Source organism: Sphingobium sufflavum, from assembly GCF_021403115.1.
Lineage (GTDB): Bacteria > Pseudomonadota > Alphaproteobacteria > Sphingomonadales > Sphingomonadaceae > Sphingobium > Sphingobium sufflavum.
In genome coordinates, this window is the sequence record NZ_JAJSSH010000003.1 from 76,334 (window position 1) to 102,893 (window position 26,560).

At 67.6% G+C, this 26,560-nt stretch carries 22 protein-coding genes; 13 read left to right on the forward strand and 9 right to left on the reverse strand.

Going from position 1 to position 26,560, the window contains the following annotated elements; all coding sequences use genetic code 11:
• Positions 1–35: 35 nt before the first annotated feature.
• The 4 genes from LWE61_RS06045 to LWE61_RS06060 form a co-directional block, all read right to left on the reverse strand.
• A complete protein-coding gene (locus LWE61_RS06045; protein ID WP_234149146.1) occupies positions 36–1,145 on the reverse strand; it encodes a rhodanese-like domain-containing protein in 1,110 nt (369 codons plus the stop codon).
• A 125-nt stretch (positions 1,146–1,270) separates the two neighbouring features.
• Complete coding sequence (locus LWE61_RS06050) at positions 1,271–2,626, reverse strand: MFS transporter (protein ID WP_234149147.1); 1,356 nt, start codon at positions 2,624–2,626, stop codon at positions 1,271–1,273.
• Positions 2,627–2,644: 18 nt separating this feature from the next.
• A complete protein-coding gene (locus tag LWE61_RS06055) occupies positions 2,645–4,498 on the reverse strand; it encodes an ABC transporter ATP-binding protein (RefSeq protein ID WP_234149148.1) in 1,854 nt (617 codons plus the stop codon).
• Positions 4,495–6,393: an ABC transporter ATP-binding protein gene (locus tag LWE61_RS06060; RefSeq protein WP_234149149.1), complete on the reverse strand. Its 1,899-nt coding sequence runs from the start codon at positions 6,391–6,393 to the stop codon at positions 4,495–4,497. Before LWE61_RS06060 ends, LWE61_RS06055 begins: the two co-directional genes overlap by 4 nt.
• Before the next feature lie 281 nt (positions 6,394–6,674).
• Between LWE61_RS06060 and LWE61_RS06065 the strand changes: the two genes are divergently transcribed.
• Entirely contained in the window at positions 6,675–8,072 is a 1,398-nt protein-coding gene (locus LWE61_RS06065; protein ID WP_234149150.1) for an FAD/NAD(P)-binding protein, read from the forward strand.
• A 132-nt stretch (positions 8,073–8,204) separates the two neighbouring features.
• Positions 8,205–8,912, forward strand: coding sequence for a glutathione S-transferase family protein (locus LWE61_RS06070; protein ID WP_234149151.1), 708 nt, complete (start codon positions 8,205–8,207; stop codon positions 8,910–8,912).
• Between the two features lie 97 nt (positions 8,913–9,009).
• Here the strand turns inward: LWE61_RS06070 and LWE61_RS06075 are convergent, their stop codons facing one another.
• The 4 genes from LWE61_RS06075 to LWE61_RS06090 form a co-directional block, all read right to left on the reverse strand.
• Positions 9,010–11,622: a TonB-dependent receptor plug domain-containing protein gene (locus LWE61_RS06075; protein ID WP_234149152.1), complete on the reverse strand. Its 2,613-nt coding sequence runs from the start codon at positions 11,620–11,622 to the stop codon at positions 9,010–9,012.
• 248 nt (positions 11,623–11,870) lie between these two features.
• Positions 11,871–12,917 carry an aliphatic sulfonate ABC transporter substrate-binding protein gene (locus tag LWE61_RS06080; protein WP_234149153.1) on the reverse strand — a complete coding sequence of 349 codons (1,047 nt, stop codon included), beginning with the start codon at positions 12,915–12,917 and terminating at the stop codon, positions 11,871–11,873.
• A 46-nt stretch (positions 12,918–12,963) separates the two neighbouring features.
• Positions 12,964–14,562, reverse strand: a complete 1,599-nt coding sequence (locus LWE61_RS06085; RefSeq protein WP_234149154.1) for an ABC transporter substrate-binding protein — start codon at positions 14,560–14,562, stop codon at positions 12,964–12,966.
• The gene (locus LWE61_RS06090) at positions 14,559–15,635 is read right to left on the reverse strand and encodes an alkene reductase (RefSeq protein ID WP_234149155.1); all 1,077 of its coding nucleotides are present in this window, start codon (positions 15,633–15,635) and stop codon (positions 14,559–14,561) included. Before LWE61_RS06090 ends, LWE61_RS06085 begins: the two co-directional genes overlap by 4 nt.
• Before the next feature lie 173 nt (positions 15,636–15,808).
• Between LWE61_RS06090 and LWE61_RS06095 the strand changes: the two genes are divergently transcribed.
• Genes LWE61_RS06095 through LWE61_RS06105 form a run of 3 tightly spaced genes read left to right on the forward strand, consistent with a single transcriptional unit; the run spans position 15,809 to position 19,029 of the window.
• A complete protein-coding gene (locus tag LWE61_RS06095) occupies positions 15,809–17,530 on the forward strand; it encodes an FAD-dependent oxidoreductase (protein ID WP_234149156.1) in 1,722 nt (573 codons plus the stop codon).
• The gene (locus LWE61_RS06100) at positions 17,527–17,874 is read left to right on the forward strand and encodes a 2Fe-2S iron-sulfur cluster-binding protein (RefSeq protein ID WP_234149157.1); all 348 of its coding nucleotides are present in this window, start codon (positions 17,527–17,529) and stop codon (positions 17,872–17,874) included. Before LWE61_RS06095 ends, LWE61_RS06100 begins: the two co-directional genes overlap by 4 nt.
• A 27-nt stretch (positions 17,875–17,901) precedes the next feature.
• The gene (locus tag LWE61_RS06105; protein WP_234149158.1) at positions 17,902–19,029 is read left to right on the forward strand and encodes an LLM class flavin-dependent oxidoreductase; all 1,128 of its coding nucleotides are present in this window, start codon (positions 17,902–17,904) and stop codon (positions 19,027–19,029) included.
• Between the two features lie 288 nt (positions 19,030–19,317).
• Here the strand turns inward: LWE61_RS06105 and LWE61_RS06110 are convergent, their stop codons facing one another.
• Positions 19,318–19,785 carry a hypothetical protein gene (locus tag LWE61_RS06110; RefSeq protein ID WP_234149159.1) on the reverse strand — a complete coding sequence of 156 codons (468 nt, stop codon included), beginning with the start codon at positions 19,783–19,785 and terminating at the stop codon, positions 19,318–19,320.
• Positions 19,786–20,136: 351 nt separating this feature from the next.
• Here LWE61_RS06110 and LWE61_RS20590 point away from each other — a divergent pair, with 351 nt between their 5' ends.
• From LWE61_RS20590 to LWE61_RS06145, 8 genes are all read left to right on the forward strand, one after another.
• Positions 20,137–20,259 carry a hypothetical protein gene (locus LWE61_RS20590; RefSeq protein ID WP_267961612.1) on the forward strand — a complete coding sequence of 41 codons (123 nt, stop codon included), beginning with the start codon at positions 20,137–20,139 and terminating at the stop codon, positions 20,257–20,259.
• The gene (locus LWE61_RS06115; RefSeq protein WP_234149160.1) at positions 20,259–21,341 is read left to right on the forward strand and encodes a PhnD/SsuA/transferrin family substrate-binding protein; all 1,083 of its coding nucleotides are present in this window, start codon (positions 20,259–20,261) and stop codon (positions 21,339–21,341) included. Before LWE61_RS20590 ends, LWE61_RS06115 begins: the two co-directional genes overlap by 1 nt.
• Entirely contained in the window at positions 21,338–22,198 is an 861-nt protein-coding gene (locus LWE61_RS06120) for an ABC transporter permease (protein WP_234149161.1), read from the forward strand. Before LWE61_RS06115 ends, LWE61_RS06120 begins: the two co-directional genes overlap by 4 nt.
• On the forward strand, positions 22,171–22,926 hold the full coding sequence (locus LWE61_RS06125) for an ABC transporter ATP-binding protein (RefSeq protein WP_234149162.1): 756 nt from the start codon (positions 22,171–22,173) through the stop codon (positions 22,924–22,926). The genes LWE61_RS06120 and LWE61_RS06125 overlap by 28 nt, the downstream gene beginning before the upstream one ends.
• A 26-nt stretch (positions 22,927–22,952) precedes the next feature.
• Positions 22,953–23,282, forward strand: coding sequence for a hypothetical protein (locus LWE61_RS06130; RefSeq protein ID WP_234149163.1), 330 nt, complete (start codon positions 22,953–22,955; stop codon positions 23,280–23,282).
• A gap of 92 nt (positions 23,283–23,374) precedes the next feature.
• Positions 23,375–24,025, forward strand: coding sequence for an NAD(P)-dependent oxidoreductase (locus LWE61_RS06135; RefSeq protein ID WP_234149164.1), 651 nt, complete (start codon positions 23,375–23,377; stop codon positions 24,023–24,025).
• A gap of 11 nt (positions 24,026–24,036) precedes the next feature.
• Positions 24,037–25,374 (forward strand): acyl-CoA dehydrogenase family protein, encoded by a 1,338-nt coding sequence (locus LWE61_RS06140; RefSeq protein ID WP_234149165.1) that lies wholly within the window; start codon positions 24,037–24,039, stop codon positions 25,372–25,374.
• Between the two features lie 46 nt (positions 25,375–25,420).
• On the forward strand, positions 25,421–26,554 hold the full coding sequence (locus tag LWE61_RS06145) for a rhodanese-like domain-containing protein (protein ID WP_234149166.1): 1,134 nt from the start codon (positions 25,421–25,423) through the stop codon (positions 26,552–26,554).
• The last annotated feature ends 6 nt before the right edge of the window (positions 26,555–26,560 follow it).

A 26,560-nucleotide genomic window follows, 5' to 3' on the forward strand; every position in this document is an offset into this window, starting at 1 on the left:
CCCGGAGAGAAGGAGGGAACCGGCGTGGTGCTCCGTCAGGCGGCGGCTTCTGCGGGTTCGGCCGCGACGTCTGACTGGGAGAAGGCATGGCGAAGGATGACGATCTCGAAATTGCGGCGGGACAGCCAGTGCGCGACCGTCTGCGCGCGGATGCCATCGCTGTCGTCGATCAGGACGAGGCGCGCCCCGCGCGTGGCGATGGTGCGGCTGGAGAGGCCGAGGAGCTGGCCACCCTCCGACGAAATGGAACCGGGGATATGCTCCGCAGCGAATTCATCGGGCGTGCGGACGTCGAGCAGATAGGTGGTGCGCTCTTCATCGGCGGCCCATTTCTGTGCGGTTTCCAGGTCGATCTCCGGGAAGCGCCCGGCGGTGGAGAAGCGGGCGGCATGGTCGCGGCCAAAGGCGCGGCTGTCCTCCGTCGTGTCGCCGTAGCGGGCGGTGAGGCCCTCCTCCAGATCCCATCCGGCGCGCCGCCATGCGCCGGTGCCATCCTCCAGATAGGCGACCTTGTTCGGTACGCCCGCGTCGATCAGCGTCTGCGCGCCGAGGATGGCGCGGGGCAGGCCGGCGCAGGAGACGATGACATGGGTGTCGGGCGAGGGCACGACATTGGTGAAGTGGCGCAGCAGTTCCGCACCGGGGACGCTGACCGCGCCGGGGACGTGGTTTCGCTCGAACTCCGGCAGGGTGCGGGTGTCGATGACGATCAGGTCGTCGCCCTTCTCGCGCCGTTCCTTGAGTTCCTGCACGGTGACGACGGGGGTGCCGCGCTCTTCCTTCACGCCCAGCGAGAAGTCGCGGCCGGGAATGTCGAAGGAGCGGTTCGCGGACTCGCTGCTGGCGGTCCAGGCGGGGAAGCCGCCGTCGAGGGCGTGGATATGCTCCCAGCCCTGCGCATGCAGCGTGCCCGCCAGTTCGACGCCGCGCCCGTCGCCGCCATCGACCAGCACGGTGCGGACGAGACGACGGGGAACATGGCGACCGATCTGCTCCAGCAGCGTGTCGGCGGGGGCATTGGTGCCGAACAGCGGCTGGCCATAGCCGGTGACATCCTCCTTTGCGCGGAGGTCGAGGATGGCGAGTTCGGCGCCGTCGTCGAGCCATTGGCCAAGGGTGCGGCTATCAATGCTGCGATCAGTCATGATGGGGTCTCCTGCGAACGATGGGGAGAGCCTATCGGATTGCGCGGCCGGTTCCACATATAAATCCTACTGATATAGTAGAGATTATCTTTAGGGGGTGGCGGACGGCGCGGAGCGGAGGCGGTTCAGGCTTTTTCCTCCAGCAATTCCTCGATCACGACGGCGGTGGTCAGGCGCGTCGGCTGGATCGGGGCGGGCGGGGAGCCGTCGGCTTTCTGCGGCAGGTCGGCAAAGGCGTCGTCGAATCGGTTGGCGTTGCGCAGCGCCGGGAACAGCCAGGCCCATAGCCCGGCCACGACCAGCGTGCAGGCTCCGCCCAGCACGACGGCGGGCACGACCCCGATCAGGGATGCGACGAAACCCGACTGCACGTCGCCCAGCTCGTTGCGGGCGCTGCCGAACATCATGTTGATGGAGGTGACGCGCCCGCGCATGTCGTCATGCGTGGAAAGCTGGACCAGCGTCTGGCGGATGAAGCCGCCGATCATCTCCGCCGCGCCCAGCAGGATCAATACCAGCACCGAGAGGATGAAGATACGGGAGATGCCGAACAGGATGACCGTCCCGCCATAGAGGGTGACGGACGCGAACAGCCATGTGCCGACCTTGTCGCGCAGGGGGCGGTGGGCGAGCAGCAGGCCGGTCGCCGCCGCGCCGATCGCGGGGGCGCTCCGCAAGATGCCAAAGCCGCCCTCGCCGACGTGCAGAACTTCATGCGCGTAGACCGGCAGCATCGCGGTTGCGCCGCCGAGCAGCAGCGCGAACAGGTCGAGCGTGGTCGCGCCGAAGATCAGGCGGTTGCGCCAGATATAGCTGAGACCGCTGAACAGATGGGCGATGCTGGCCTGCCGGTTGTCCGCCCCCCTGCTGCGCGTCCGCACCAGCGCGGCGAAGAGGAAGGAGGCGAAATAGCAGGCGGCGGCGAGCGCATAGGTCGGCGCCTCGCCAAAGGCATAGAGGGTGAAGCCGACGATGGCCGGGCCGACGACGTTGGAAATCTGGAAGGCGGAGGAGGTCCAGGCGACGCCATTGGGGAAATGGGCGCGGGGCAGCAGGTGCGGCATCCACGCCATGGCGGTGGGCATGGAGAAGGTCTTGCCCGCGCCGAACACCGCCGCGGCCAGATAGAAATAGAGGGGCGTCGTCGCATGGCCGAGCGACAGGCCGACAAAGCTGAGCGCGGAGAGCACCAGCACGAGCTGCGACATCTGGTAGACGCGCCGCCGCTCCAGCCGGTCGGCGGCCTGTCCGGCGGGCAGGGTGGACAGCACCACCGGGATGAACACCGCCATGCCGATCAGGCCGAGCGCCAGCGGATCGCGGGTCAGCGTGTAGATCTGCCACCCCAGCGCCGGCATCATGATGTTGGTGCCGAAATTATTGGTGATCCGCGCCAGGAAGAACATCCGGTAATCGCGAAAGGCAAAGGCGGCGTAGGGATGGTCGACGGGGGGAAGGGCGGCGGTCGCCGGGCTGGTCATGGTAACGGGGATTCCCGGTCAGAGTTCGTCGAAGGACGAGAAATTATGGCGATGCAGGCTGGCGTAGAGGCCGCCCTGCGCCAGCAATTGCGCGGGCGAGCCTTCTTCCAGTATCGCGCCGTCCTTCAGCACGATGATGCGGTCGGCGTCCTTCACCGTGGCGAGGCGGTGGGCGATCAGGATGCTGGTGCGCCCCTCCATCAGGACGCGCAGCGCCTCCTGTATCTGCGCCTCGACGAAACTGTCGATGCTGGCGGTCGCCTCGTCCAGGATCAGGATCGCCGGGTCGGCGACCAGCGCGCGCGCGAAGCTGAGCAACTGGCGCTGGCCGATGGAGAGATTCTGGCCGCGCTGGTCGAGCAGCGTGTCATAGCCGTCGGGCAGCCGCTCGATGAACTCATGCGCGCGCACGGCCTTCGCGGCGCGCACGATGTCCGCCAGACTAGCCCCGGCGGTGGTGAAGCGGATATTCTCCTCGATCGTGCCGGTGAAGAGGAAGGGTTCCTGCAACACCATCACCACCTTGCGGCTGATCGACTGTTGCGCCACGTCGCGCACATCCTGCCTGCCGATCAGCAGTTCGCCCGACCATATGTCGTAGAGGCGGCAGATGAGGGCGGCGATGCTGCTCTTGCCCGATCCGGTCGGCCCGACCAGCGCCACCACCTCCCGCGGGGCGATGGAGAGGTTGAAATTGCGCAGGATCGGCTGGCCACTGCGATAGCCGAAGGTGACGTCGCGCAGGTCGATGGAAGGTTCATGGGCGTCGAGCGCGGGCGCGCCGGGCTTGTCCACGATCTCCACCGGCACGTCGATCACCGCGAAGATGCGATGGGCGGCGGTCGTGGCGCGCTGCGCCATCGTATATTGCTGCGACAGGGTGCGGATCGGCTCGAAGAAGCGTTGCACATAGAAGAGGAAGGCGACCATCACGCCGACGTCGGTGCGCCCGTCCAGCACCAGCCATGCACTGCCCAGCGCGACGATGCCCATGGCGAAGCCGGTCAATATGTCGATGGTCGGCACCATGATCTGCGCCGCCCAGGCGGATGCGATCTGCGCGTCGCGATTCTCCGTCGCCTTGCGCTCGAAATCGGCGAGGTTCGTCTCCTCCCGCCGGGTCGCCTGCACCACGCGCACGCCGCCGATATTCTCCGCCAGCGCGCCGTTGACGATGGAGCTGGTGTCGCGCGCCCGCGCAAAGACGAGGCGGGCATGGGGCAGCCACAGCGCGCGCACGCCGAACAGGACGGGCAGCAGCAGCAGGGTCAGGCAGGCCAGCCGCCATTCCAGCGCGAACAATACGCCGATGATGCCGATCAGCAGGGCGAGGTCGCCGACCGCCGTGACGGAGGTTTCGAAAAACTCCTGAAGCGCGTTCACGTCACCCTGAAGCCGGGACATGATCCGCCCGACATGGCTGCGGTCCATGAAACCCTGCGACAGGCGTTGCAAATGCGCGAACATGGCGCGGCGCAGGTCGAAGATGATGCGCTGCGCCAGCCGGGCGGCGGTGAAGTCGCTGGCATAGTTGGCGGCGCTGTTGAGCAGGATCACCCCGCCGAACGCGATCAGGATGAGGGGCAGGCCGAGGCTGCCCGGCTTGTCCATCAGGCTGTCCACCGCGCCCTTGATGAGCAGCGGGATGGCGATCTGCGCCGCGACAAAGGCGAGGATGGCGGCGATGGCGGCAAAGGCGAGGCGACGGTGCGGCCGGATGAAGGGCATCAGGCGCGAGACGGCGCCGGAGTCCATCTCCACAAATTGTTCGTCGCGGTCGTCCCGTTCGGCGATCGCGTCCGGGTCATGCTCCGCGCCGTCGGGGATGGGCAGGCGGCTGTCGTCCGGTTGCAGGGCGGCGGCGATGTTCATGCGACCTCCTCATGATGCTGGTCGGCCTCCGGGCCGGCGGATGTTGTCTGGAGCGCGTAGAGCAGGGCGTAATAGCCGTCCGCCGCCACCAGAGCGGCATGGCTGCCCCGTTCTATGATCCGCCCGGCGTCGAGCACGATGATCTCGTCCGCGTGCATCAGTGAGGAGAGGCGATGCGAGATGATGATCGTCGCCTTGTCCGCCGTCGCCGCGCGCAGGGCGTGGCGCAGGCGATGCTCGGTCGCGGCGTCGACGGCGGAAGTGGCGTCGTCGAAGATCAGCACCGCGCTGTCGGGCAGCAGGCTGCGCGCGATGGCGGCGCGTTGCCGCTGGCCGCCGGACAGGCGCGAGCCGCGCTCCCCGATGGCGGTCTGGTAGCCGCGCGGCAGGCCCGCGACATGATCGTGCAACTGCGCCGTCACCGATGCCTGTTGCACGGTGGAGCGGCGCGTCGTGGGTTCGGCATAGGCGATGTTGCGCTCCACGCTGTCGTCGAACAGGAAGATGTCCTGCGCGACGAGGCTGACGGCGGTGCGCAGCGAGTGCAGCGTGGTGGTGCGGATGTCCTGCCCGTCGATCAGGATGCGGCCCTGTTGCGGGTCGTAGAAGCGCGCGGCGAGATGGGCGAGGGTGGACTTGCCCGACCCCGCCGGGCCGACGATGCCCAAAGTGCGGCCCCGCTCCACCGCAAAGCTGACATCGCGGACCGCCCAGGGCGCATCCGGGTCATGGCGGAAGGCGACATTCTCGAACCGCAGCGTGCCCGCGCGCAGGGCGAGGGGCCGCGCGCCGGGGGCATCGACGATGTCGGCGGGCCGGTCCAGTATCTCGAACAGGCGGCTGCCGGAGGAGACGGCGCGCGCGCCCGCGTTCATGACCATGCTGATCTGCCGCACGGGCATTTGCAGGATGGTCATGAAGGCCAGGAACTCGGCAAGCTGGCCGATGGTGATGGCCCCTGCGGCGATCCGGTACGATCCCAGCCACAGCACCACCAGCATGGCGGCATAATAGGTGCCGTTGATCTGCGCCATGGAGCGCGCGCGGATGCGGATGCGCTGGTTGGCGTGGTGCAGGGCGGCGTTGCCCGCCTGATCGAAGGCGTCCATCTGGTGCGCGCGCGCGGGGAAGGCGCGCACGACGCGGGCGCCCTGCAAATTCTCCTCCATCACGCGGGTCAGCACGGCCATCCGTTCCTGAAGCCGGGTCCAGGCGAGGCGCAGGCGGATGCCCATGCGGCCCGCCAACATCCCCACGACGGGCAGGAACAGCAGGGTCACGGACGCCAGCAGGGGGTCGCGGGTAAAGAGGAGCCACCCGCCCACGCCCGCCAGCAACACGAGCTGGACGATGCGTTGCAGGCCGACCTCCAGAAAGCCGCGCACCCCCTCCAGATCCAGCATACCGCGCGTGATGAGGTCACCGGAATGGATGCGGTCGTGAAAGCCGAAGTCGAGCCGTTGCAGCTTTTCGAAGAAGGTCAGGCGCAGGTCGCGGCCGACGCTCTGGCCGACATGCTCCGCATTATAACCCGCCGTCATCTGGAACAGGCCGCGCAGCACGCTGGCCCCGACCAGCAGCAGCGCGGTCCAGGCGACCGGCGTCAGCGCGACCGTCCATGGCTCGTGGCGATGCTGGGTCACGGCCACGGCCTGATCGACGGCATGGCCTAGCAGCCGGGGCAACATCAGATTGGCCAATGTCCCGCCGAGGCAGGCGCCCATCGCCAGCGCAAAACGCCAGCGATAGCGAAACGCCTGCTGGATCACCCGCCACAATATCTGCGGCGCGCGCGCAGTGTCGATCCCCAGCGCGGCAACGGCCTCGCTGGCGGTGTAGGCGCGCAATTCCTTGTCGCGCGCGCTTGCCGATTTTGCGCCTTCCACTGGCGCCATAACCCGTCCCCAAATTCCCTTAATTCATACCAGTATTATAGACATATATTGGATGCAAATGTCCCCTGCCCTTTTCCCTTTGTGAAAATTTTATAAAAATCCTTTTTGTGCAATATGTTGGGATGGTGGTTCGGGTGTGTGCGATCATGGCTTGAGAATTTTCTATCAAATCGGTAGTGAATTTGGATCGTGACAAGGACGGCAAGGTCCGGGGCGGGAATCAGGCAGAGCGATTCCCGCGTTCCGGGCGCGTCGATCCCGGAGACTCTGGAATTTTGACTATGTATCAGGACAGCCATCATGCGGGCCGGGAGCGGACCATTGCCGTCATCGGCGGGGGATTCAGCGGCACGCTGCTGGCGATCAACCTGTTGCGCCATTGCCGCGGCCGGGTGCTGCTGATCGAGCGGGAGCCGGACCGGCTGGGCCGGGGACTGGCCTATGGCACCGACAATCCCGAACATATGCTCAACGTGCGCGCGTCCAACATGAGCGCCTTTCCCGACGACCTCGACCATTTTTCGCGCTGGCTGAGCGCGGATGGCCGGGAGGGGGAGAAAGAGGGCACCAACCGTTTCGTGCCGCGCCGCGTCTATGGTCGTTATCTGGCGGAGCAACTGCATGCCGCGCGGGCCGAGGCGCCGGGTCGGCTGGAGTTGGTCGACGGGCAAGTGGTGTCCGCGAATCCGCAGGGGAATGGGCAGGGGGAGGGCTGGTCGCTGGGGCTGGCCGACGGCACGGTGCGGGCGAGCGACATTGTCGTACTGGCGCAGGGCAATTTCGCGCCGGGCGACCTGGCGGTCTTCGACACGCTCGGCCCCGACATTTATTTCCCTAGTCCCTGGGGCCAGCGACTGACCAACCGGCTGGGGCGGGAGGACAGCGTGCTGCTGATCGGCAGCGGGCTGACCGCGATCGACGCGGCGCTTTCCATGGAGGCGGACGGGTTCGACGGGCGGATCACCGCGCTGTCGCGGCGTGGATTGCGGCCCCGCCCCCATGCGCTGGTCGGGCCGCATGTCGACCGGGTGGACCGCCCGCGCGAGACGGGGACGGCGCTGCTCCGCGCGGTCCGCAACCGGGCTGGCGTCATCGGCTGGCGCGGCGCGGTGGACGAGCTGCGCCCCTATACGCAGGACATATGGCGCGGCATGTCGCTGGACGACCGGCGGCGCTTCCTGCGCCATCTGCGCCCCTATTGGGACGCGCATCGCCACCGGCTGGCCCCCGCCGTGGACCGCAAGATCTGCACGTTGCAGATGGAAGGGAGGTTGAACTTCGTCGCGGGCAAGATCGTCAGCGCCACGCGCAAGGGTGACAGCGCGCGTATCGAGTGGCGCGTGCGCGGCACCGACCTGATCCGGGTGGAGACGGTGCGCCGGGTCATCAACTGCACCGGGCCGTCCGGCGACATCGCGCAGAACAAGGATGCGCTGCTCGACCATCTTCGCCGGCGCGGGCTGGTGCGGCAAGACCCGCTGCGGCTGGGGGTGGACGTCGACCGGCAAAGCCATGTCGTGGATGCGGAGGGCAAGGCCCATCGCAGCCTGTTGGCGGTAGGCCCGATGACCCGTGCGGAAAGCTGGGAGATCATGGCGGTGCCGGACATCCGGCGGCAGGTGTGGGAGGTCGCGCGGCGGCTGGGCAACGCCCATTGGGTGGCGGGCGAGGGCCTCTGACAGTAATTCCTACCAATATGATAGAATATATGTTGATCGGGGCCATGCAGGCCGGTTAGAGCCGATGGCGGAACGGCCATTCCGCCCACGCGATATGGGATCGCGGCGGCAGGAATGGCGTGGAGAGTCTTCATGGCACGCTATCGTCTCATCAGTTTCAAGGCCTGCCCCTGGGTGCAGCGCGCCGCCATCGTGCTGCGCGAAAAGCAGGTGGAGTTTGACTTCGTCCATATCGAGTCCGGCAACCGGCCCGACTGGTTCAGCGGCATCTCCCCCCATGGCAAGGTGCCGGTCCTCCAGATCGACGATGGCATCGCCCTGTTCGAATCCAACGCCATCGCGGAACATCTGGATGAGGCGGCCGGAACGCGCCTGCACCCGGAAGATCCGGTAACGCGCGCGATCAACCGGGCATGGACCGACTATATCCCCAGCTTCTCCGCCGCGACCGGCGCGGTCGTGGGTGCGCCCGATGCGGAGGCGCATGGCAAGGCGCGGGCGGCGCTCGCCACCATCTTCGGTCGGCTGGAAGAGGCGCTGGTGCGGCAGCAGGGCGATGGCGGCCCCTTCTTCAACGGTGAACGCTATTCGCTGGTCGATGCGGGCTATGCGCCCTTCCTTCAGCGGTATCTGATTGTCGAAGATCTGTCCGGCGACCGGCTGATCGCGGACTATCCGCGCCTTCAGGCCTGGGCCACCGCGCTGGTCGAGCGGGCGAGCACGCATACATTCCCGCCGGAGGAGTTCCGTGGTCTCTATACCGAGAATCTGAAGAAGCGCGGCGGCTATCTGTTGCAGGAGGCATTGCAGGCCACGGTCAGCGCTGACATGACAGGCTGATACAAAAAGGGGCCGGGCGCTGATTGCAGCGCCCGGCCCCTTTTTTGTGTGCGGAAGAGGGGGACGCAGCGTGCCGCGTGCCTCCCCCGTCGCTGTCTTACCAGCTCAGTCCGATGCGGGCGTAGTAGAAGCCGCCGTTATAGCCATAGGGCGAGGTGAGATTGTACACTGGGTTCTGCGCCCACCAGCCATAATAGAGTTGGGCGTCCGGGTTGATCTGGCTCGGCATCTTGTTGAACAGATTGTTCGCGCCAACCGTCAGGCGGATATTGCTGGTCGCCTGATAATTGACGTCGAGGTCGGTGATGAAGGCCGGGCTGTTGCGGCTGTCGCGGCCCGGCGTCGTGGTGTCGGTGGACCATGTCGCGCTATAATAGGCCTCCCGCACCGTGGCCGAGAATTTGCCCACCTGCCAGTTGGCGCTCAGGATGGTGCGGTTCTTTGGATAGGCCTTGGTCAGGTCGCCGATGCGGCCCCGGTCGAATAGGGACAGGCCGGAGCCGGACAGGACGGCGGGGGTGGGGGCGAGCTTGCGGATCGTCGTTTCGTTGAACGCACTGGCCAGCGACCAGTTGATCTTGCCCGCGTTGCCCAGATCCTGCTGATACTCCACCACCAGGTCGAGGCCGCGCGTGCGCGTGTCGGCGGCGTTGGTGAAGTAGGAGAAGGTATCGCCGGGATTGGCGCCCGCCGCGACCAGCGCCTGCTGGAGCGGGGAACCCGCCGTCAGCGAGAGCAACTGACCCGTTGCGAGGATGCGGTCGTTGATGTCGATCTGATAGGCGTCCAGCGAGACGGACAGGTTGCGCAGCGGCTGGAGCACGATGCCCGCCGTCAGGTCCAGCGACTTTTCGGGGCGCAGGGCAGAAGCGCCGATGGCGCGCGCCACCGTGCTGTCCGCCGGGATGTAGCGCACGATGGACAGAACCTGCGCCGTGCCCTGCGTCACATAATTGGGCAGCAGGGAGGTGTAGGTCTGCTGTTGCAGCGACGGCGCGCGGAAGCCGTTGCTGACCGATCCGCGCAGGGCCACGCCCGGCAGGACTTCGACGCGGGTGGAGAATTTGCCGCTCCAGGTCGAACCGAAATCGCTATAATGTTCATAGCGCCCGGCAAAGCCGACTTCCCAGCCCTGCGTCAGCTTCTGCGCCAGGTCGAGATAGAGCGAGACGTTGCTGCGCGAACGATTGCCCAGCGCCGCCGGATCGAAACCGCCGAGGCCCGACGCGCCGCCGCTGGGCCGCTTGCCCGCATTGGCCGCCGAATAATTGGGATCGGTGGGATCGGTCGGGAAGACATAGGTGCCGATCTGGTAGGAGGCGGGTTCGCCCGCCTGCTGTTCGAAATGGTTGCGCCGATATTCCGCGCCGATGGCGAAGTTCAACGGCTCCGCGAACAGCCCGGTCTCGATCTGGCGCTTCAGGTCGAGGTTGGTCGTCCATTCGGTGAACAGCGTGTTGCCGAGGAAGATATCGCGCGGGCTGGTCGGGCCGAGCGAGGGGTTGAGCGAGGCGTTATTCTCCAGCCGCGCCTTGTTGTTGGCGTAGCTGGTGCTGAAATCCCAGTCCCAGCCGAGCAGGTCGCTGCCCTTCAGCCCGAACACGCCCTGCCATGCCTGGGTGTTGACGGTGAACTGCGGCAGATAGCCCTCCGGGTAGACTGACGGCAGGTTTTGCAGCGATGCGGGCGGACGGTAGATGCCGAAATTATAGCTGTTCTGGTCGGAGAAGGTCGCGAAGGAATAGGCGGTGATGTCGCTGCCCAGCGCCACCTCCGCATTATAGCCGACGTTGATCGTCTGCGTCTGCGGCAGGCCCTGCTTGCCGCGATAACGGCTGGCGGTCTGCTCGCGAGGGTCGCCCGCGGGATAGAGGCAGGTGCGCGCCCGGTCAGCGGTGGTGCAGGCGGCGGTTGCCCCCAGCCGGTTGGTGTAATTCTGGTGGTTGTAATTGCCGAAGACGCGCAGGAAGCCCTGCTCACCCAGATTGAAGCCCTGGTCGAAGTTGATCTGGATCGTCTCGCCCAGCTTGTCACTCACCCCGTCATGCTTGGTGTACTGGCCAGCGGTGGCGCTGAACGATCCACCCTCGCCCTTGTCCTTCAGGATGATGTTGATGACGCCCGCGATCGCGTCCGATCCATATTGGGCGGCGGCACCATCGCGCAGCACCTCGATCCGGGAGACGGAGGAGGAGGGAATATAGTCGAGGTCGACCGGCGATGCGCCAAGGTTGCCGCGCGCCGTCACGAAGACGATGGAGTGGCCCGCCCGGCGCTTGCCATTGACCAGCACCAGCGTCTGGTCGGAATTGAGGCCGCGCAGGCTGGCGGACTTGACCGCCTCGCCCGTGCCGCCGGTCCAGCCGGAAGCGTTGTTGTAGGAGGGGACGAGCTGCTGGAGGATGTCGCGGACATTGACCTTGCCGGTTGCCTGCAACTGCTTTTCGCCGATCACGTCGATGGGCACGACGCTTTCCGCCACGGTGCGGCTGACGCGCGATCCGGTGACGATGATGTCGCCGGGACCGGCGTCTGACGCTGCGTCAGCGGCTGCGGTATCGCTGGCTGCTGCGGCCGCGTCGGCGGCATGGGCCGACAGGGGGGCGAAGGCGGCGAGGGCGGCCAGCGCCAGCCAGCCGGTTCCCGCCAGCAAAGAAGGCGCCCGCCGCGCCCGTGCATCCCCCGAAACACTGCTAATCTGAGTCGTCATGATATTCCCTGCTTAATATATGCAATCTCCATAGAAGCAGTAGAGATTATCGCAAGGGCCTATCCGGGTAGATGTTGTTTAGGACGCCAAAGCCAGGCTGTGGGGCTTTGGCTGGCGATAGCGTGTCGGACCGCTGTGTGGATGGGTAGAGGAAAGGGGGTCCGCCTCGCGAGGGAAGGATCGCGAGGCGGACAACACGGACGGGCCGGAGGGGGGAGGCCGTCCGTGAGGGGTATGCCGTGAAAGGATCAGGCGTCGGCGCTTTCCAGCGACGGGATCGTATCCAATAGGATGCCGGGCGCGATGTCCGCCGCCAGCGCCAGCGGCGCGGGGTCGATCCAGTTGTCGAAGTCGAAGTCCTGGATGAAGCCTTCGGCGACGAGGAAGTCCTTCTGCTGGCGCAGGCCCTGCACGTTCAGCGGGGACAGGGCGACGGTGAAGCGTTCGTGCAGGTGCGGGCCGAAGCCGCGACGGACGGCCGCCTCGCTGGCATGGGTTTCCGCCGCGATGGCGCGAACGACCTCTTCGGGATGGGTGGCGGCCCATTCGGCCGTTTTTTGCAAGACGGCGAGATAGCGGGCGACGATTTCCGGGTGTTCGCGCGCCAGCGTGCCATCGACGGTGATGGGGCGGGGCGTCCCGGCGTTGACGCGGGCGAGCGGATTGTCCTGCGCGTTGATGTCGAGAATGGCGCGGAAGCCATGTTTCTCGATCAGGGTCGCGCTGACCGCGCCCTTGGCATAGATGGCGTCGGCCTTGCCGGACAACAGCGCCTCTGCGCCGAGGTGGACGCGCTCGCCGTCGCGCTGCTCGCGCAGGTCGAAGTCGCCGCCCCCTAGATCGACGATGGTCACTTCGTCGCGACCGATGCCGCCAATCTCCAGCGCGGTGAGCAGGCCGCGCAGATCCTGCGCGCGGCCGATGTCGACGATCTCGCTGTCATGGAGCGGCAGGCCGAGGCGCGCGCCGCGCAACTGCTCGACGGTTTCGATGGCGCTGTCGGCACGCACGAGGATCAACTGCTCCTCATCGACCCAGGTGATGCCCACGACCACCGTGTCGCGGCCCAGCCCCCGCGCCCAGAGCGGCGGCACATTGCCACCCTCCCGGAACATGTTGGGATGGGTATGGTCGTAATGCGAACGGCGGACAGCCTTGTTCTCCGCCGCGCGGATGGATTCCAGCGCAATGCCCGCCTGCGCAAATTCCGCATGCAGCCAGCGGAAATGCTGGGCGATGCCGGATGTCGTTGGCACGGGGCAGCGCGTGTACCAGAGGGCGTTGGGTTGGGTCATGACAGTCTCCTGACGCTTTCGGAAGAGGGAGAGAGAGGGGCGGCGATCAGGCCGGGGCAAGGGATACCCCCGCGAAATTGTCCAGCGTGGCATAGGCCGTGTCGGGCAGGTTGCGGACGCGCGGGCTGGCCAGCGTGACGATCGCGCCGGAGATCAGCGGGATGCGGGGCAGATCCTGATTCACCTGCTGCTGGAACGTGCGATAGAGGGTGTGGCGCACCTGTGGATCACTCTCCTGCTGCGCCTGTTCGAGCAGCCGGTCCACGGTGCGGTTCGCGTAATGCGAGCCATTGGAGAAGGCGACGCCCGGCTTGAAATTGGGCGACCAGTAGAAACGCTGCGTGCCGATGGCCGGGTCGGGACCGGAGCTGGCGGAATATTGGATCGTGTCGAAATCCCGGTCGGTATAGACACGCTTGAGGAAGCCGGGGAAATCGGATGCACGGATTTGCAGGTCGATGCCGACGCGACGGAGCTGGTCGCGGATCGCCAGTGCCGACTGGCGCAGCATGTCGCCGGTCGGGGCCGGATCATGGTTCAGGCGCAGGCGGATGCCCTGCGCGTCGGGCTTCAGCCCCGCCGCGTCGAGCAGCGCAATCGCTTTAGCCGGATCATAGGCATAGCCATGGACGGACGGGTCGGTGAAATCGGCCATCGCCTGCGGAATCGCCGAATTTTCGATGGTGCCGAAACCGTGCCAGACCTTGTCGAGCAGGAACCGCTTGTCGATGGCATGGGCAAAGGCCTGCCGCACGCGGGGGTCGCGCAGCGCGGGGCGGTCGAGGTTGAATTCGAAGACGGTCAGCGTCGCGGTGAAGCCGCTGGGCCGTTCCAGCGTCTGGATGCCGGGCAGGGCCTTCAGCCGCTTGACGTCGTTCAGCGCGATCTGGCTGTTGGTGACGAGATGGACCTCGCCGGTTTCCAGCGCCGCCGCCGCCGATGCGGGGTCAGCCGCCAGCCGATAGATGATGCCGTCCAGCTTGGGCGCACCCGCGAGCCAATAGTCGGGGTTGCGCTCCAGCCGGATGAACTCGCCCCGCCGCCATTCGGCGAAGCGGAACGGGCCGGTGCCGATGGGCGCGTTGTTGGCGGGGTTGGAGAGGAAATCCTTGCCCGCATAGATATGGCGCGGGACGATCTGCGATTCCGGCGATCCCAGTGCCGACAGCAGATAGGGGGCCGGAGTCGAGAGGCGGATGACGACGGTCAGCGGATCGGGTGTCTCCACCGCGGAGACGGGAGCGAAGGTCGAGCGACCGCGCCCATGCAGTTTCTTCCACACCTCCAGCAGCGAATAGGCGACATCGGCGGAGGTGAAAGGCTGGCCGTCATGCCATTTGACGTTGGGGCGCAGCTTGAAGGTCAGGCTGTGGCCGTCCGCTGCCGTTTCCCAGCTCAGCGCCAGTTGCGGTTGCGGCTTGCCAGCCGCGTCGAAAGTGACGAGGCCGTCGAAAATCTTGGTCGAGACGGATTGCGTCGGCCCGGCGGTGGTGGCGGCGCTGGTGAGCGTGGGCGGTTCCGGGCTGAACCCGATGACCAGCGTGCCGCGCTCACCCTCCTGCGCTGACGGGGAACAGCCGGCGAGACCAAGAAGGCCCAACGCGCCACCGGCGAGCAGCGCATTGCGGCGGGAAATGTGAATCACAGAACTACCTCTTGTGCACCAAGCGTCGGATAATCGGTATAGCCGGCCGCGCCGCCGCCGTAGAAAGTCGAGCGGATCGCGGGGTTGAGTGGCGCGCCCTGGCGAAAGCGTTCGGGCAGGTCGGGATTGGCGATATAGCTTTCCCCGAAGGCGACGAGGTCCGCCGTGCCATCGGCGATCACCGCTTCCGCCCGATCCCGGTCATAGCTGCCCGCCACGATCAGCGCGCCGCCGAAGATGCGCCGAAGCCGGGGGGCGAGCGCCCGCTTCTGCCCGACGGGTTCGATGAGGTGGAGATAGGCGATGCCGAGCTGGTCCAGCGCCTCCGCCGCATATTGGAACGTCTCGACCGGGTTGGCGTCGGCCATGCCGTTGAAGTCGTTCCATGGGGAAAGGCGCACGCCGACACGCTCCACGCCCCAGATGGCGGCAATCGCCTCGGTCACTTCGAGGAGGAAGCGGATGCGGTTCTGGATCGGGCCGCCATAATCGTCGGTGCGCTGGTTGGAGCCGGAGCGCAGGAACTGGTCGATCAGATAGCCATTGGCGCCATGCACCTCCACCCCGTCGAACCCGGCCTCACGCGCGAGGATGGCGGCATGGGCGAACTGGTCCACGATTTGGGGGATTTCGGCCAGCGTCAGCGCGCGCGGTACGGGAAAGGGCAGGGGGCCTTCGCGGGTGAAGGCGTTGCCTTGCCCTGCGATGGCGGAGGGAGCGACAGGCTCCGCCCCTTCGGCGAGCAGCAGCGGATGGGATGCGCGGCCGAGGTGGGAGAGTTGCACGAAGATGCGGCCACCGGCGAGATGGACGTGGTCGGTGACGCGGCGCCATCCCGCCACCTGATCCGCGTTGAACAGGCCGGGCCGGGTCGGCACGTCGATGGCGCTGCGCGGGTCGACCTCCGTCGATTCGGAGATGATGAGGCCCGCGCTGGCGCGTTGTGCATAATGATCGGCCATCAGGCTGGTCGCAATCTTGCCATGCCCCGCGCGACGGCGCGTCAGCGGCGCCATCACGACGCGGCTCGGCAGCGTCAGTGCGCCCAGATTGAATGGCTCAAGCAATTTCATTCACGCCTCCCAGAACGTGGGTCGAGCTTAGGGGCGGCTTATCGACAAGCAAATAAATAAAACCTATAGGGTCAGTAGAATATTCTTTCGCGCCCGTGACGAGCCTCTACCCTAGGGGGGGACGGCCCGACCGGGCCGCTGGCCGGACGCAAGGCGCGTGATCGGGGAGATATATGGGCAGTTCGCGAATCTGGGACGTTGTGGTGGTCGGGGCCGGCGGTGCCGGGCTGACGGCGGCCCGGCGTGCGCGCGAGTCCGGGGCGGACGTGCTGGTCCTGAACAAGGGGCTGGTCGGACGCACGGGTGCGACCATCACCTCCGGCGGTGGCATTTCCGTATCGGGCAATGTGCTGGCCGGATTGGGGCTGGACGTCGATCCCACCGACACGGAGCAGGATTTCGCGGAGGACACGATTCGGTCCGGCCGCTTCATCAGCGACCAGTCGCTGGTCCAGTCGATGGTGGAGGATGTCGGCGCGGAACTGGGCGCGCTGATGGCCATGGGCGTGAAGCCGCGCGTGTCCAAGCGCGCGCCCGGCCATAGCAGCGGCCGGGGCGTTCATGTCACCGGGCCGGACATGCAAAAGGCCGTGACGACGGGCGCGACGCGCGCGGGCGTGCTGTTCCGCGAGGATTTCCTGTCCGCCGGGCTGCTGCGCGATGCGGAAGGCGCGGTGGTCGGCGTCACTGGCCTCGACCGGCGCACAGGCGAGGTGGCGGAGATTGATGCGCGCGCTGTCGTGATCGCGACGGGCGGCACCACATCCAACTGGCGGCTGCGCACCGCGCCGGAGGAACTGGCGGGCGAGGGCCATGCCATGGCGCTGGAAGCGGGGGCGGCGCTGATCGAGTCGGAAATGCTCCAGTTCCTGCCCTGCTGCGTCATCGCGCCAGAGATATGGAAGGGCATCCAGTTTCCCTGGACCATCGGGCCGCAGGCGGGCGTGCGAGCCTGGCTGCTGAACCGCTATGGCGAACGCTTCCTGCAACGCTGGGATCCGGTGAACATCGAACTGGCAACGCGCGACGTTGTCGCGGCGGGCAGCGCGGCGGAAGTCGCGGCGGGCCGGGGCAGCCCCAATGGCGGCGTCTATCTGTCCTGGGCGCATCTGCCGCGCGACATCATCGACAATATGCCGCTGTGGTCCAAGAGCCTGTCGCGCGACGGGCGCTATCAGGGGTTCGACTTCACTCCACTGATCGAGCGGATCAAGGCCGGCTATGCGATCGAGGTCGCGCCCGCCGCCCATTTCTCGCTGGGTGGCATCCACATCGACGTGGACGGGGATACCGGGGTGCCTGGCCTCTATGCCTGCGGCGAGGCGGCTGGCGGCGTGCATGGCAGCAATCGTCTGTCGGGTAATGCGGGCGCGCAGATGCTGGTGCAGGGCGCGCGCGCGGGGCTGGCCGCCGCGCGGGCATCGCGTCGCAACGGCCTGCCCGCACCGGCGGTCAATCGCGCCGAATTGCAGGAGAGGGTGCGCGCGCCGATGGAGCGGGAGGCGGGCATCGCCCCGCTGGAGGTGGCCGAGCGGTTGGGCGCGTTGACCGATAGCGCGCTGTCCCCGGTGCGGGACGGCACGCGCATCGACGCGGCCATCGTGGAGATTGGCGACATTCGCCGTTCCGTCCTGCCGCAACTGGCGGTCCGGCAACGCGATCCCGGCTATAACCGCGACTGGAGCACGGCCATCGAATGCCGGGCGGCGGTCGATGTGCTGGAGGCGGCCCTGCTGGGCGCCCGTGCTCGCGGCCATTCGCTGGGCGCGCATCAACGGACGGACAGCCTGGACGAGGCGGCGCGGCCTGCACCCTTTCACGGGCTGGTCCGCGCGACCGGCGGTGCGCTGGTCCATGAGACGCGCGCGGTGGCTTTCCCCGTGCTGGCGCCATGACCCATATCCGCTTGCGCCTGAACCGCGACGGTTCGGAGGAGATCGCCCGTTTCGACCTGCCGGACGATCCAGCGGAATCGGGGATCAGCGGCACATGGGAGGGGGCGAGCGTCAGCACTGCGCTCCAATATCTCCAGCGCAAGGTCGACCCCTCGCTGGCCTATGTGCTGTCGTGCCGCCGGGGCCTGTGTGACCTGTGCGCGGTGCGGATCGACGGCAAGGTGGAGACAGCCTGCACCACGCCGCTGCGCGACGGGATGCTGATCGAGCCGACCCGCGCCTCCCTCCAGCTCCGCGATACGGTGGTCGAGCTGAGCCTCGTGCGCCGTCACCGGGTCGCCTGATTTTTTGGATAGAGAAGGAATAAAGACATGCCAGTGGAATTTGTCGGTCATGTCGGCAGCCGCGCCGGATCGGACGTGGTGCCCGCCAGCGGTCCCGTCGTCGACAAGGAGTATATCCGCCGGATCGCCCGTGCGGCCGAGGATCATGACTTCGACCGCCTGCTGATCGGCTCCTTCTCGACCATCGCCGACAATAACCAGATCGCGGCCTTCGTCCTGCACGAGACGCAGCGGCTGGGCGTGATGCTGGCCCATCGCACCGGCTTCGTACCGCCGACGATCGGCGCGCGGCAACTCGCCACGCTGGACCATTTCAGCGATGGGCGGCTGGGCGTCCATATCATCACCGGCGGCACGGACGAGGACCAGCAGCGCGATGGCGACTTCCTGAACAAGGACGACCGCTATACCCGGACCGATGAATATCTGGACGTGCTCAAGCGGGTCTGGTCGTCCGACACGCCGTTCGATCATGAGGGGCGCTTCTATAAGTTCAAGGGCGCTTTCTCGACGGTGAAGCCGTTCCAGCAGCCGCGCATCCCCATCTATTTCGGCGGGTCGTCGGATGCGGCGATAGAGGTCGCGGGCAAGCATGCCGATGTCTATGCGCTGTGGGGTGAGCCGCTGGACGGGACGCGCGAGACGATTGCGCGGGTGCGGGCCGCCGCCGCGAAGCATGGCCGGGCGGACCAGATCCGCTTCGTCCTGGCCTTCCGCCCGGTGGTGGCGGAGACGGAGGCGAAGGCGTGGGAGCGGGCCGACCGGATATTGGAGGCGGTGAAGGCGCGGGGCGGCGTGGACTCGCCCAACGCCCGGACGCAGGGCCTGCCGATGAATGTCGGATCGGTGCGGCTGCGCGAGGCGGCTGCGCGGGGCCGGGTGCTGGACAAGCGACTGTGGACGGAGGTTGCGGCGGTGTCCGGCGCGGGCGGCAATTCGACCGCGCTGGTCGGCACCGGCGAGCAGGTCGCGGAGTCGCTGCTCGACTATTATGATCTGGGCGTGACCACCTTCCTCGTCCGCTGCTTCTACCCGGAGGAGGACACGGTGACCTATGGCCGGGAGGTGATCGGGCTGGTGCGGCAGGAGGTCGCCCGGCGCGAGGCGCAGGCGGCGGTTCATCAGGCGGCGGGACAGAGTGTCGCCGCCGAATAAGCGGAGCGCCCCCAAAGGACAGCATAGCCCCGCCGGTCAGATCGACCGGCGGGGTTTTTCATGATGGGACTTTTGGGGAGATGGGAATCGCAGGTCCAGTTTCCGGGGGTTTGGGAGGGGTGGCTTTTCAACATGACCGACCGAAAGGGTGTTTTGTAAAAGCGGCGGGTTAGGCGGCGGGGCCGGGCGGGGTTATTTGTGGAATGTATGGTTTTTACGGAAAATGTATAATTTCAAAGGGATGGGATAGATGGGCGGGGTGAGGGATGGGGTTCGGAAGGCGGGCTTTCACCCGCTGTAGAAAATATGAATGTCTATCGAACTAATAGGGATATAGGGTAAGGTCTCTCCATGAGGGATGCCATGCCTGTTCAGCCGCCGTTTCCACTGTTTTTGCGCCGCCCGGAGTCGGGGCGCGGCCATGGCTGTCCTGTCCATCGGCTGGCATCCCCCGGCACAGCCTTCCATGACGTTGTCTTCCCTGACGCCCCAGTCCCTGACGCCCCAGTCCCTGACGTCGCAGTCCCTGACGTCGCAGTCCTTGGCGCCGGGTGCCATGACGTCCGGCACGATGATCCCGCGGCCCTTGATGCCGCCTGCTCTGGCGTCGCTCGCGCTGATGCCGCAGTCTCTGATGCCGCAGTCCCTGACGCCGAGTGCTTTGATGCCGCACGCAGTGACGCCGGGCGCGCTGGCCGCGCGCACCTGCCGTCCGCGCAGCCTGATGCCGCGCGCGGTGCGCGTCCTGTCGATCACCGCAGGGGTGAGGCCGATCCGTTTCTTTCGCAGTCGCCCCGTGCGGGCGCTGTCGCATGGCGCCGGTCGGCCGGGCGCGGGTCGCGGTTTGCCGTCGAAGGGGCTGTGTTTTTGCGCGGCCGGGGCGGCGGCTTGCGGTTTGGGGCTGGTCTGCGCCGGGGTGGCGATGGGGCGTCGGGCCTCCGTTCGCTTGGTCCTGACCTTCGCCCTGCCGACCTTCGCGCGCCCGATCTGCGCGTCATGGCGCAGGACTTTGATGGCGACGCGCCGGTCCGCTCCGGTTCGGACGGTGGTTTTGGCGCAAGCGCAGGGCCGTGCCTGCCCGGCGTCGGGACACGGAGGGATATGCCCATGGCCAGCGCGGTTGTGCGAGGGAGCGTGAAGGCTCGCGCGATTTCCCCAACTCCAGCGATCCAGCCGGGGCGCCCCGTGCGCGCCATCCCCTCCGCCGTCGCCATCCGGGGTCTGCGCTGATGGCCGTGCTGTCCACGGGCGGGCGTCGCGGGCTGATCGCGCTGGGGACCGTGCTGCTGTTGGCGCTGGCGGGCTGGGCCTTGCTGCGCCCCGCGGGGAGCACGGCGGTCGGCGACCCCGATGACCTGTCCGACGTGGTGATCGTGGTCGGCACGCCCAACAAGACGGGCCTGCGCCGCCAGTTGATCGCATCGGGCGAGGCGGAGAATCTGCCCTACACGGTCAAATGGGCGGTGTTCGATTCCACCCCGCCGCTGACCGAGGCGCTGAAGGCCGGGCAGGTCGACATCGGCGGCGGCGGCGAGACGGGCGTGCTGTTCGCGCTGGCCAATGGCGCGCGGATCAGCCCGCTGGCCGGGACCATATCCGATTCGGCGGACAGCAAGAGCGACCTGCTGGTCCCCAAGGACAGCCCGGCGCGCAGTCTGGCCGACCTGCGCGGGCGCAAGATCGCCATCTCCTATCGCACCGCGCAATATTATCAGCTCGCCAAGGCGTTCGACCAACTGGGCCTGGAACGGGACCGCAAGCTGTTGCTGAACCTCAACACGGTCGACGGGCTGTCCGCGCTGCTGAACCATCAGGTCGATGCCGTGGTGCTGTGGGATCCCAATGCGGCGATTGCGGAGGTGCAGTTCGGGGCGCGTGGCATCGCGTCGCTGCGCAGCGTCGTGCCCACGGCGGGTATGCTCTATGCCGCGACCGCATCCGTGCAGGATCCGCGCAAGAATCGCGCGCTGAAGGATCTGGTGCGCCGCATCGTGCGGGCGCAGCACTGGGTCGATACGCATCCCGACCAATGGGCGCAGGAAATGGCGAAGCAGGCGCAGATTCCGCTGGCTGCCGCCCAGCTCGCCATCTCGCGCGGGCGCACCCATTATGTGCCCGCGACCGACGCGGACGTGCAGCAACGCTGGCAGCGGGAAATCGACTATTTCCACGAACAGGGCGAATTTCGCCATCCTTTCCTGATCCGTGACCATATCGCGCCCGGCTTTGACAGGGTGGTGGCCGATGAAGTGGCGCGGTTGCGCGCGGGTGGGACGGTGGCCGGGCAGGCCGCCGGAAAGGCTGCGTCATGACACAGGCTCTGGCCGCCACGGGCGCCACCGTCACCCCCCTGCATCCCGGCAGCGCGCTGGTGCAGATCGAGGCGCAGAGCGCGGCGCACAGGCGCGGCGTGCCGCGCACGGTGCGGCGGCTGAGCGGGGTGCTGCTGCTGCTCGCCATCTGGTCGTTGGCCGCCGTCCAGCAATGGCTGTCGCCGGACCTGCTGCCCGGACCGCTCACGGTGATCGCCGCGCTGCGCGAACTGGTGGTGACGGGGCAGTTGGGCGACGCGCTGCGCGCCTCCCTGCTGCGGGTCGTGGTCGGCGCGAGCATCGGGATGAGCGCGGGCGTGGCGGCGGCGCTGTTCGCGGGCCTGTTGCGGCTGGGCGAGGATCTGATCGATGCGCCGATCCAGATGGTGCGGACGCTGCCCTGGGCCGGGCTGGTGCCGTTGCTGCTGATCTGGCTGGGTATCGACGAGGGGTCGAAGGTGGCGCTGGTCGCGCTGGCGTCCTTCTTTCCCATCTACCTCAACCTGTTCGCGGGCATTCGCAACGTGGACGAGACGCTGGTGGAGGCCGCGCGCACCATGGGCCTCCGCCCGGCGGCGGTGATCCGCCATGTCGTGCTGCCCGGTGCGCTGCCCAATGCGCTGGTCGGGTTGCGCTATGCGTTGGGGTCGTCCTGGCTGGCGCTGGTCTTTGCTGAGACGGTGAACAGCCAGACCGGCATCGGCTACCTCACCACCTACGCCCGCGAGACGTACCGGACGGACATCATCTTTGTCTGCCTGCTGATCTATGCCGCGCTCGGCCTGTCCGCCGACATTGTCGTCCGCACGCTCGAAGGGAGGCTCCTGTCATGGCGACCCAGTTTCAAGGCCGCCTGACCCCGGCGGTCCAGCCCGCCGCCCAGCCCGCCACACGGTCGCTGGCGGTGCGGGTGCGCGACCTGACGCGGCGGTTCGGTGAGCGGGCGGTGATCGACGGGCTGAACGTCGATATTCATGCGGGCGAGTTCGTCGCGCTGCTGGGCGCGAGCGGGTGCGGCAAGAGCAGCCTGCTGCGCGTGCTGGCCGGTCTGGACCGGGAGATTACAGGCGAGGTGATGGTGTCGTCGCGCCGGGGCGTGGCCTTTCAGGCGCCGCGCCTGCTGCCGTGGAAGCGGCTGAGCGAGAATGTCGGGCTGGGCTATGCGGGCGAAAAGCCGGCGGAGCGGGTCGCCGCCGCGCTGGCCGAGGTCGGCCTGTCGCATCGGGCGGGGGCGTGGCCCAAGGAATTGTCCGGCGGGGAGGCGCAGCGGGGATCGCTGGCGCGCGCGCTGATCCGCGATCCCGAACTGCTGCTGCTGGACGAGCCGTTCGGCGCGCTGGACGCGCTGACCCGGATGAAGGCGCAGGCGCTGGTGGGGGAATTATGGGCCGCGCGCGGCTGCGCCGTGTTGCTGGTGACGCATGATGTGGAGGAGGCGGTGCTGCTGGCCGACCGCATCCTGATCATGCGCGACGGGCGCATCCGGCATGACATTGCAAACGACACGCCCCGCCCGCGCGACCCCGCCGATGCGGAATCGGTGCGGCGGCGGCGGGACATATTGTCGCTGATCGGGGTCGCGTGACGATGCGGGGCTTGATGCGGGCGGCCATGGCTTTGGAGGATGAGAGGGTGACGATGGAGCGTATGTTCATGAGGCCGGTCGTCCGCCGGGCTGCCGCCGCGCTGCTGATGCTGGGCGTGGCGGGCGCGCCGCTGCCCGCGGGCGCGCGGACGATCGCGATCGCCGCCGACGAGGGAGACTCCAGCGGCTGGGCCAGCCAGGATTCGGGCGATGCCGCCCGGGACATCGCCGACGCCCGCGCGCAGGAGGTGCGGGCGGAGCCGCGTCCGGTGGTGGTCGATCCCCATCCGCTGGCCGACCTGCCGTCCCACCCGAAGGTCGCCGCCGCCGGTCCCCGGTCGCTGTCCCCGGCATAGGGGCAGCCCGCGCCACCCCGCTTTTTTCAATCCCGCCTTTTTTCAATCCCCTGTTTTGACCCAATCCCCTGTTTTGACGGAGTCGTCCGATTATGAGCATTGCACTGTTGGGAGCCGCCGGTCGCATCGGTTCCGAAATTCGCCAGGAGGCGCTGCGGCGCGGGCATGACGTCACCGCCATCGTCCGCACACCCGGCCGGATCGAGGCGGCGGACGGCCTGAGCGAGGCGGTCGCGGACGCCTATGACGCGGACTCCATCGCGGCGGCGCTGGCGGGGCAGGAGGCGCTGATCAGCGCGTTCAGCCCCGACCCGTCCGAACCGATCGAGGGCAAGCCCGAACGGCTGCGCCAGTCCCATGCCGCCATATTGGCGGGCGCGCGCAAGGCGGGGGTCAAGCGGGTCATCCTGGTCGGCGGCGTCGGCAGCCTGTGGGCCGCCCCCGGCCTGCTGGTCGTCGACTCGCCGGAATATCCGCAGGCCAACCGGGGCCACACGCTGGCCAATATCGAGATTTTGCGCGGCTTGCGGGAGGAGGGCGACGATCTGGACTGGACCTATGTCTCGCCCCCGCGCCGGATCGAGGCGGGCGAGCGCACCGGCATTTTCCGCCTGTCCAAGAACGATCTGCTGCGCGACGACGCCGGGGAAAGCCGCATCTCCCGCGCCGACTTCGCCATTGCGGTGATCGATGAGCTGGAAAAGGGCGCGCATGTCCGCGGCCGCTTCACCGTAGCCTATTGAACGGACGCCCCATGACCCAGCATCAATCCGTCGCCACCCATATCGACGCGGGCAAGGTGGAGCGGCCCGATCAGGCCGCCACCCAGATCGCGCAGGGGTGGGGGCAGGGGCCGAGCGCCCGATACGAGGAACTGGCCGCGCCCTTTCGCCCGATCTTTCGCCGTATCCGGGAGGATGCGGTGGTCCGCGACGCGGAACGCCGCCTGCCGTTCGAGGAGGTGGGGTGGCTGAAGCAGGCGGGCTTCACCACGTTGCGCGTGCCGGTGGAACTGGGCGGCTATGGCGTCACCCTGCCCGAACTGCTCAACCTGCTGATCGAACTGTCGGAGGCGGACCCCAATATCACCAACATCCTGCGTCCCCATCTGGGCGTGACGGAGGATCTGCTGAACAGCGGCAATGCGGCGCACCGCACCCACTGGCTGACGCGGATCGCGGCGCGGGAAACCTTCGGCAACGGCTTTTCGGAGACGACCGGCAATGTCGGCGCGATCAGCACCAGCCTGGTGCAGGACGGCGACGAGTGGGTGCTGAACGGCAAGAAATATTACACCACCGGCACGCTGTTCGCGGACTGGATCAACCTGGGCGCGGTGGATGAGAAGGGCGAGTCCACCGGCGGCATCATCCCGCGCCACGCGCCGGGGGTTGAGGTGATCGACGACTGGAACGGCTTTGGCCAGATGCTGACCGGCAGCGGCACGACCCTGTTCGACAATGTCCGCATCCCCGCCGCGCTGGTGAACCCGGAGAAGGGCCGCGCCCGCTATGTCGGCGGCCTGTTCCAGCTCATCCACCTCGCCACGCTGGCGGGGATCGGGCGGGCGGCGGCCAATGATGTCGCGCGCCTCGTCGCGGAACGATCCCGCGCCTATGGCCATGGCAACGCCGCAGAGGCGCGGCACGACCCGCAGATACTGGCCGTCGTCGGGCGGGTGCGCGGCGCGGCCTATGCGGCGGGCGCCACCGTGCTGAAGGTCGCGGAGGCGCTGGAGCGTGTCCATGAGCATAATCGTTCGGGCGACAAGGCGGCGGAGGAGCTGGCGGGCGCGCTGGCCGATGTCGAGATCAACGAGACGGTGACGGTCATCAGCGAGCTGATCCTGAACGCCACCACCGCCCTGTTCGATGCGCTGGGCGCGTCGGGGACGGACCGCAACCATGGCCTCGACCGGCACTGGCGCAACGCCCGCACTATCACCTCGCACAATCCGCGCATCTACCGCGACCGGATCGTGGGCGCGTTCGCGGTGAATGGCGCGCTGCCCGCCCTCGTCCGGCGCAACGTCAAAGATGACGGCGCGGCCCCCGGCGGCAGCGACAACAGCGCATCGCCGCCGATCCTGTGACCCGCCGCCGCCGCTTCACACCCTTTCCTGCACCGGGAGTCCTGCCATGACCATACGCACCATCCACCGCGCCACGCTCCAGACGTGGCTGACCACCGGCACCCCCGGCCAGAGCGCGGAGTTCGCGTTGCTGGACCTGCGCGATGAGCAGGATTTCGCCAAGGGCCAGCCGCTGTTCGCCACCAACCTGCCGCTGCGTCGGCTGGAGGCGGACGTCGCCCGCTTCGTGCCGCGCAGGAGCGTGCGGACCGTGCTGGTCGATGACGGCAATGGCGATGCCGCCAAGGGCGCGGCGATCCTCGACGCGCTGGGTTATGACGATGTCGCCATCCTGTCCGGCGGCGTGCCGGGCTGGCTGTCGGACAGCCCCAATGGCCTGCCCACGTTCGATATTGCGGGCAATATCTTCACCGTCGCGGTGGCCGACCAGCGCGGCACCCCGGCGCTGACCGTGGCGGCGCTGAAGGCCGCGCAGGATGCGGGCGAGGATATTCTCGTCCTCGACACGCGCACGCCGGAAGAGTTCGCCCGGTCGCACATCCCCGGTTCGCGCAGCCTGCCGGGCGGGGAATTGCTGCAACGCTATCTCGACTATGTGCCGTCGGCGCAGACGCATGTCGTCGTGACCTGCGCCTGGCTGGCGCGCGCGATCATCGGGGCGCAGACGCTGATTTCGGCGCGGGTGCCGAACCGCGTCTCCTATCTGGTGGAGGGCACGCAGGCCTGGTCCCGCGCCGGTTATGCGCTGGAGACGGGGATCAGCGACAGCTTCGACGGCTATAGCGAGGCGGCGGCGGCCTTTGGAGCGGCTCATGCGCGCAATCTGGCGGACGAGGCGGGCGTGCAATGGATCGACGCGGCGGCGGTCGGCCAGTGGCAGGGCGAGGCGGACCGGACGACCTATCTGCTCGACGTGCGGCTGCCCGCGCCGTTCGAGGCGGGGCATCTGGCGGGGTCGATCTCCGCCCCCGGCGGCCAGTTGCTGGCGGTGTCGCATCGCACCGTGGCGGTGCGTGGCGCGCGCATCGTGCTGATCGACGACAGCGAGGGCGATGTGCGGGCGATCACCACCGCCTATTGGCTCAAGCAGCGCGGATGGGATGCGCGCGTTTTCGACGGGACGATTCAGGACCGGTTGCCGGGAGCGGATGCGCGGGAGCGGATCGCCCAGCCGGCATGAGGGCGC

Excerpts from the sequence above, each read along its gene's own strand:
- LWE61_RS06095 (WP_234149156.1), top strand. The coding sequence starts at position 15,809 with ATGGGCAGTTCGCGAATCTGGGACGTTGTGGTGGTCGGGGCCGGCGGT.
- LWE61_RS06055 (WP_234149148.1), bottom strand. The coding sequence starts at position 4,498 with ATGAACATCGCCGCCGCCCTGCAACCGGACGACAGCCGCCTGCCCATC.
- LWE61_RS06100 (WP_234149157.1), top strand. The coding sequence starts at position 17,527 with ATGACCCATATCCGCTTGCGCCTGAACCGCGACGGTTCGGAGGAGATC.
- LWE61_RS20590 (WP_267961612.1), top strand. The coding sequence starts at position 20,137 with ATGGCCAGCGCGGTTGTGCGAGGGAGCGTGAAGGCTCGCGCGATTTCC.
- LWE61_RS06060 (WP_234149149.1), bottom strand. The coding sequence starts at position 6,393 with ATGGCGCCAGTGGAAGGCGCAAAATCGGCAAGCGCGCGCGACAAGGAA.
- LWE61_RS06050 (WP_234149147.1), bottom strand. The coding sequence starts at position 2,626 with ATGACCAGCCCGGCGACCGCCGCCCTTCCCCCCGTCGACCATCCCTAC.
- LWE61_RS06135 (WP_234149164.1), top strand. The coding sequence starts at position 23,375 with ATGAGCATTGCACTGTTGGGAGCCGCCGGTCGCATCGGTTCCGAAATT.
- LWE61_RS06045 (WP_234149146.1), bottom strand. The coding sequence starts at position 1,145 with ATGACTGATCGCAGCATTGATAGCCGCACCCTTGGCCAATGGCTCGAC.
- LWE61_RS06120 (WP_234149161.1), top strand. The coding sequence starts at position 21,338 with ATGACACAGGCTCTGGCCGCCACGGGCGCCACCGTCACCCCCCTGCAT.
- LWE61_RS06090 (WP_234149155.1), bottom strand. The coding sequence starts at position 15,635 with ATGAAATTGCTTGAGCCATTCAATCTGGGCGCACTGACGCTGCCGAGC.
- LWE61_RS06070 (WP_234149151.1), top strand. The coding sequence starts at position 8,205 with ATGGCACGCTATCGTCTCATCAGTTTCAAGGCCTGCCCCTGGGTGCAG.
- LWE61_RS06125 (WP_234149162.1), top strand. The coding sequence starts at position 22,171 with ATGGCGACCCAGTTTCAAGGCCGCCTGACCCCGGCGGTCCAGCCCGCC.
- LWE61_RS06140 (WP_234149165.1), top strand. The coding sequence starts at position 24,037 with ATGACCCAGCATCAATCCGTCGCCACCCATATCGACGCGGGCAAGGTG.
- LWE61_RS06075 (WP_234149152.1), bottom strand. The coding sequence starts at position 11,622 with ATGACGACTCAGATTAGCAGTGTTTCGGGGGATGCACGGGCGCGGCGG.
- LWE61_RS06115 (WP_234149160.1), top strand. The coding sequence starts at position 20,259 with ATGGCCGTGCTGTCCACGGGCGGGCGTCGCGGGCTGATCGCGCTGGGG.
- LWE61_RS06105 (WP_234149158.1), top strand. The coding sequence starts at position 17,902 with ATGCCAGTGGAATTTGTCGGTCATGTCGGCAGCCGCGCCGGATCGGAC.
- LWE61_RS06130 (WP_234149163.1), top strand. The coding sequence starts at position 22,953 with ATGGCTTTGGAGGATGAGAGGGTGACGATGGAGCGTATGTTCATGAGG.
- LWE61_RS06065 (WP_234149150.1), top strand. The coding sequence starts at position 6,675 with ATGTATCAGGACAGCCATCATGCGGGCCGGGAGCGGACCATTGCCGTC.
- LWE61_RS06080 (WP_234149153.1), bottom strand. The coding sequence starts at position 12,917 with ATGACCCAACCCAACGCCCTCTGGTACACGCGCTGCCCCGTGCCAACG.
- LWE61_RS06145 (WP_234149166.1), top strand. The coding sequence starts at position 25,421 with ATGACCATACGCACCATCCACCGCGCCACGCTCCAGACGTGGCTGACC.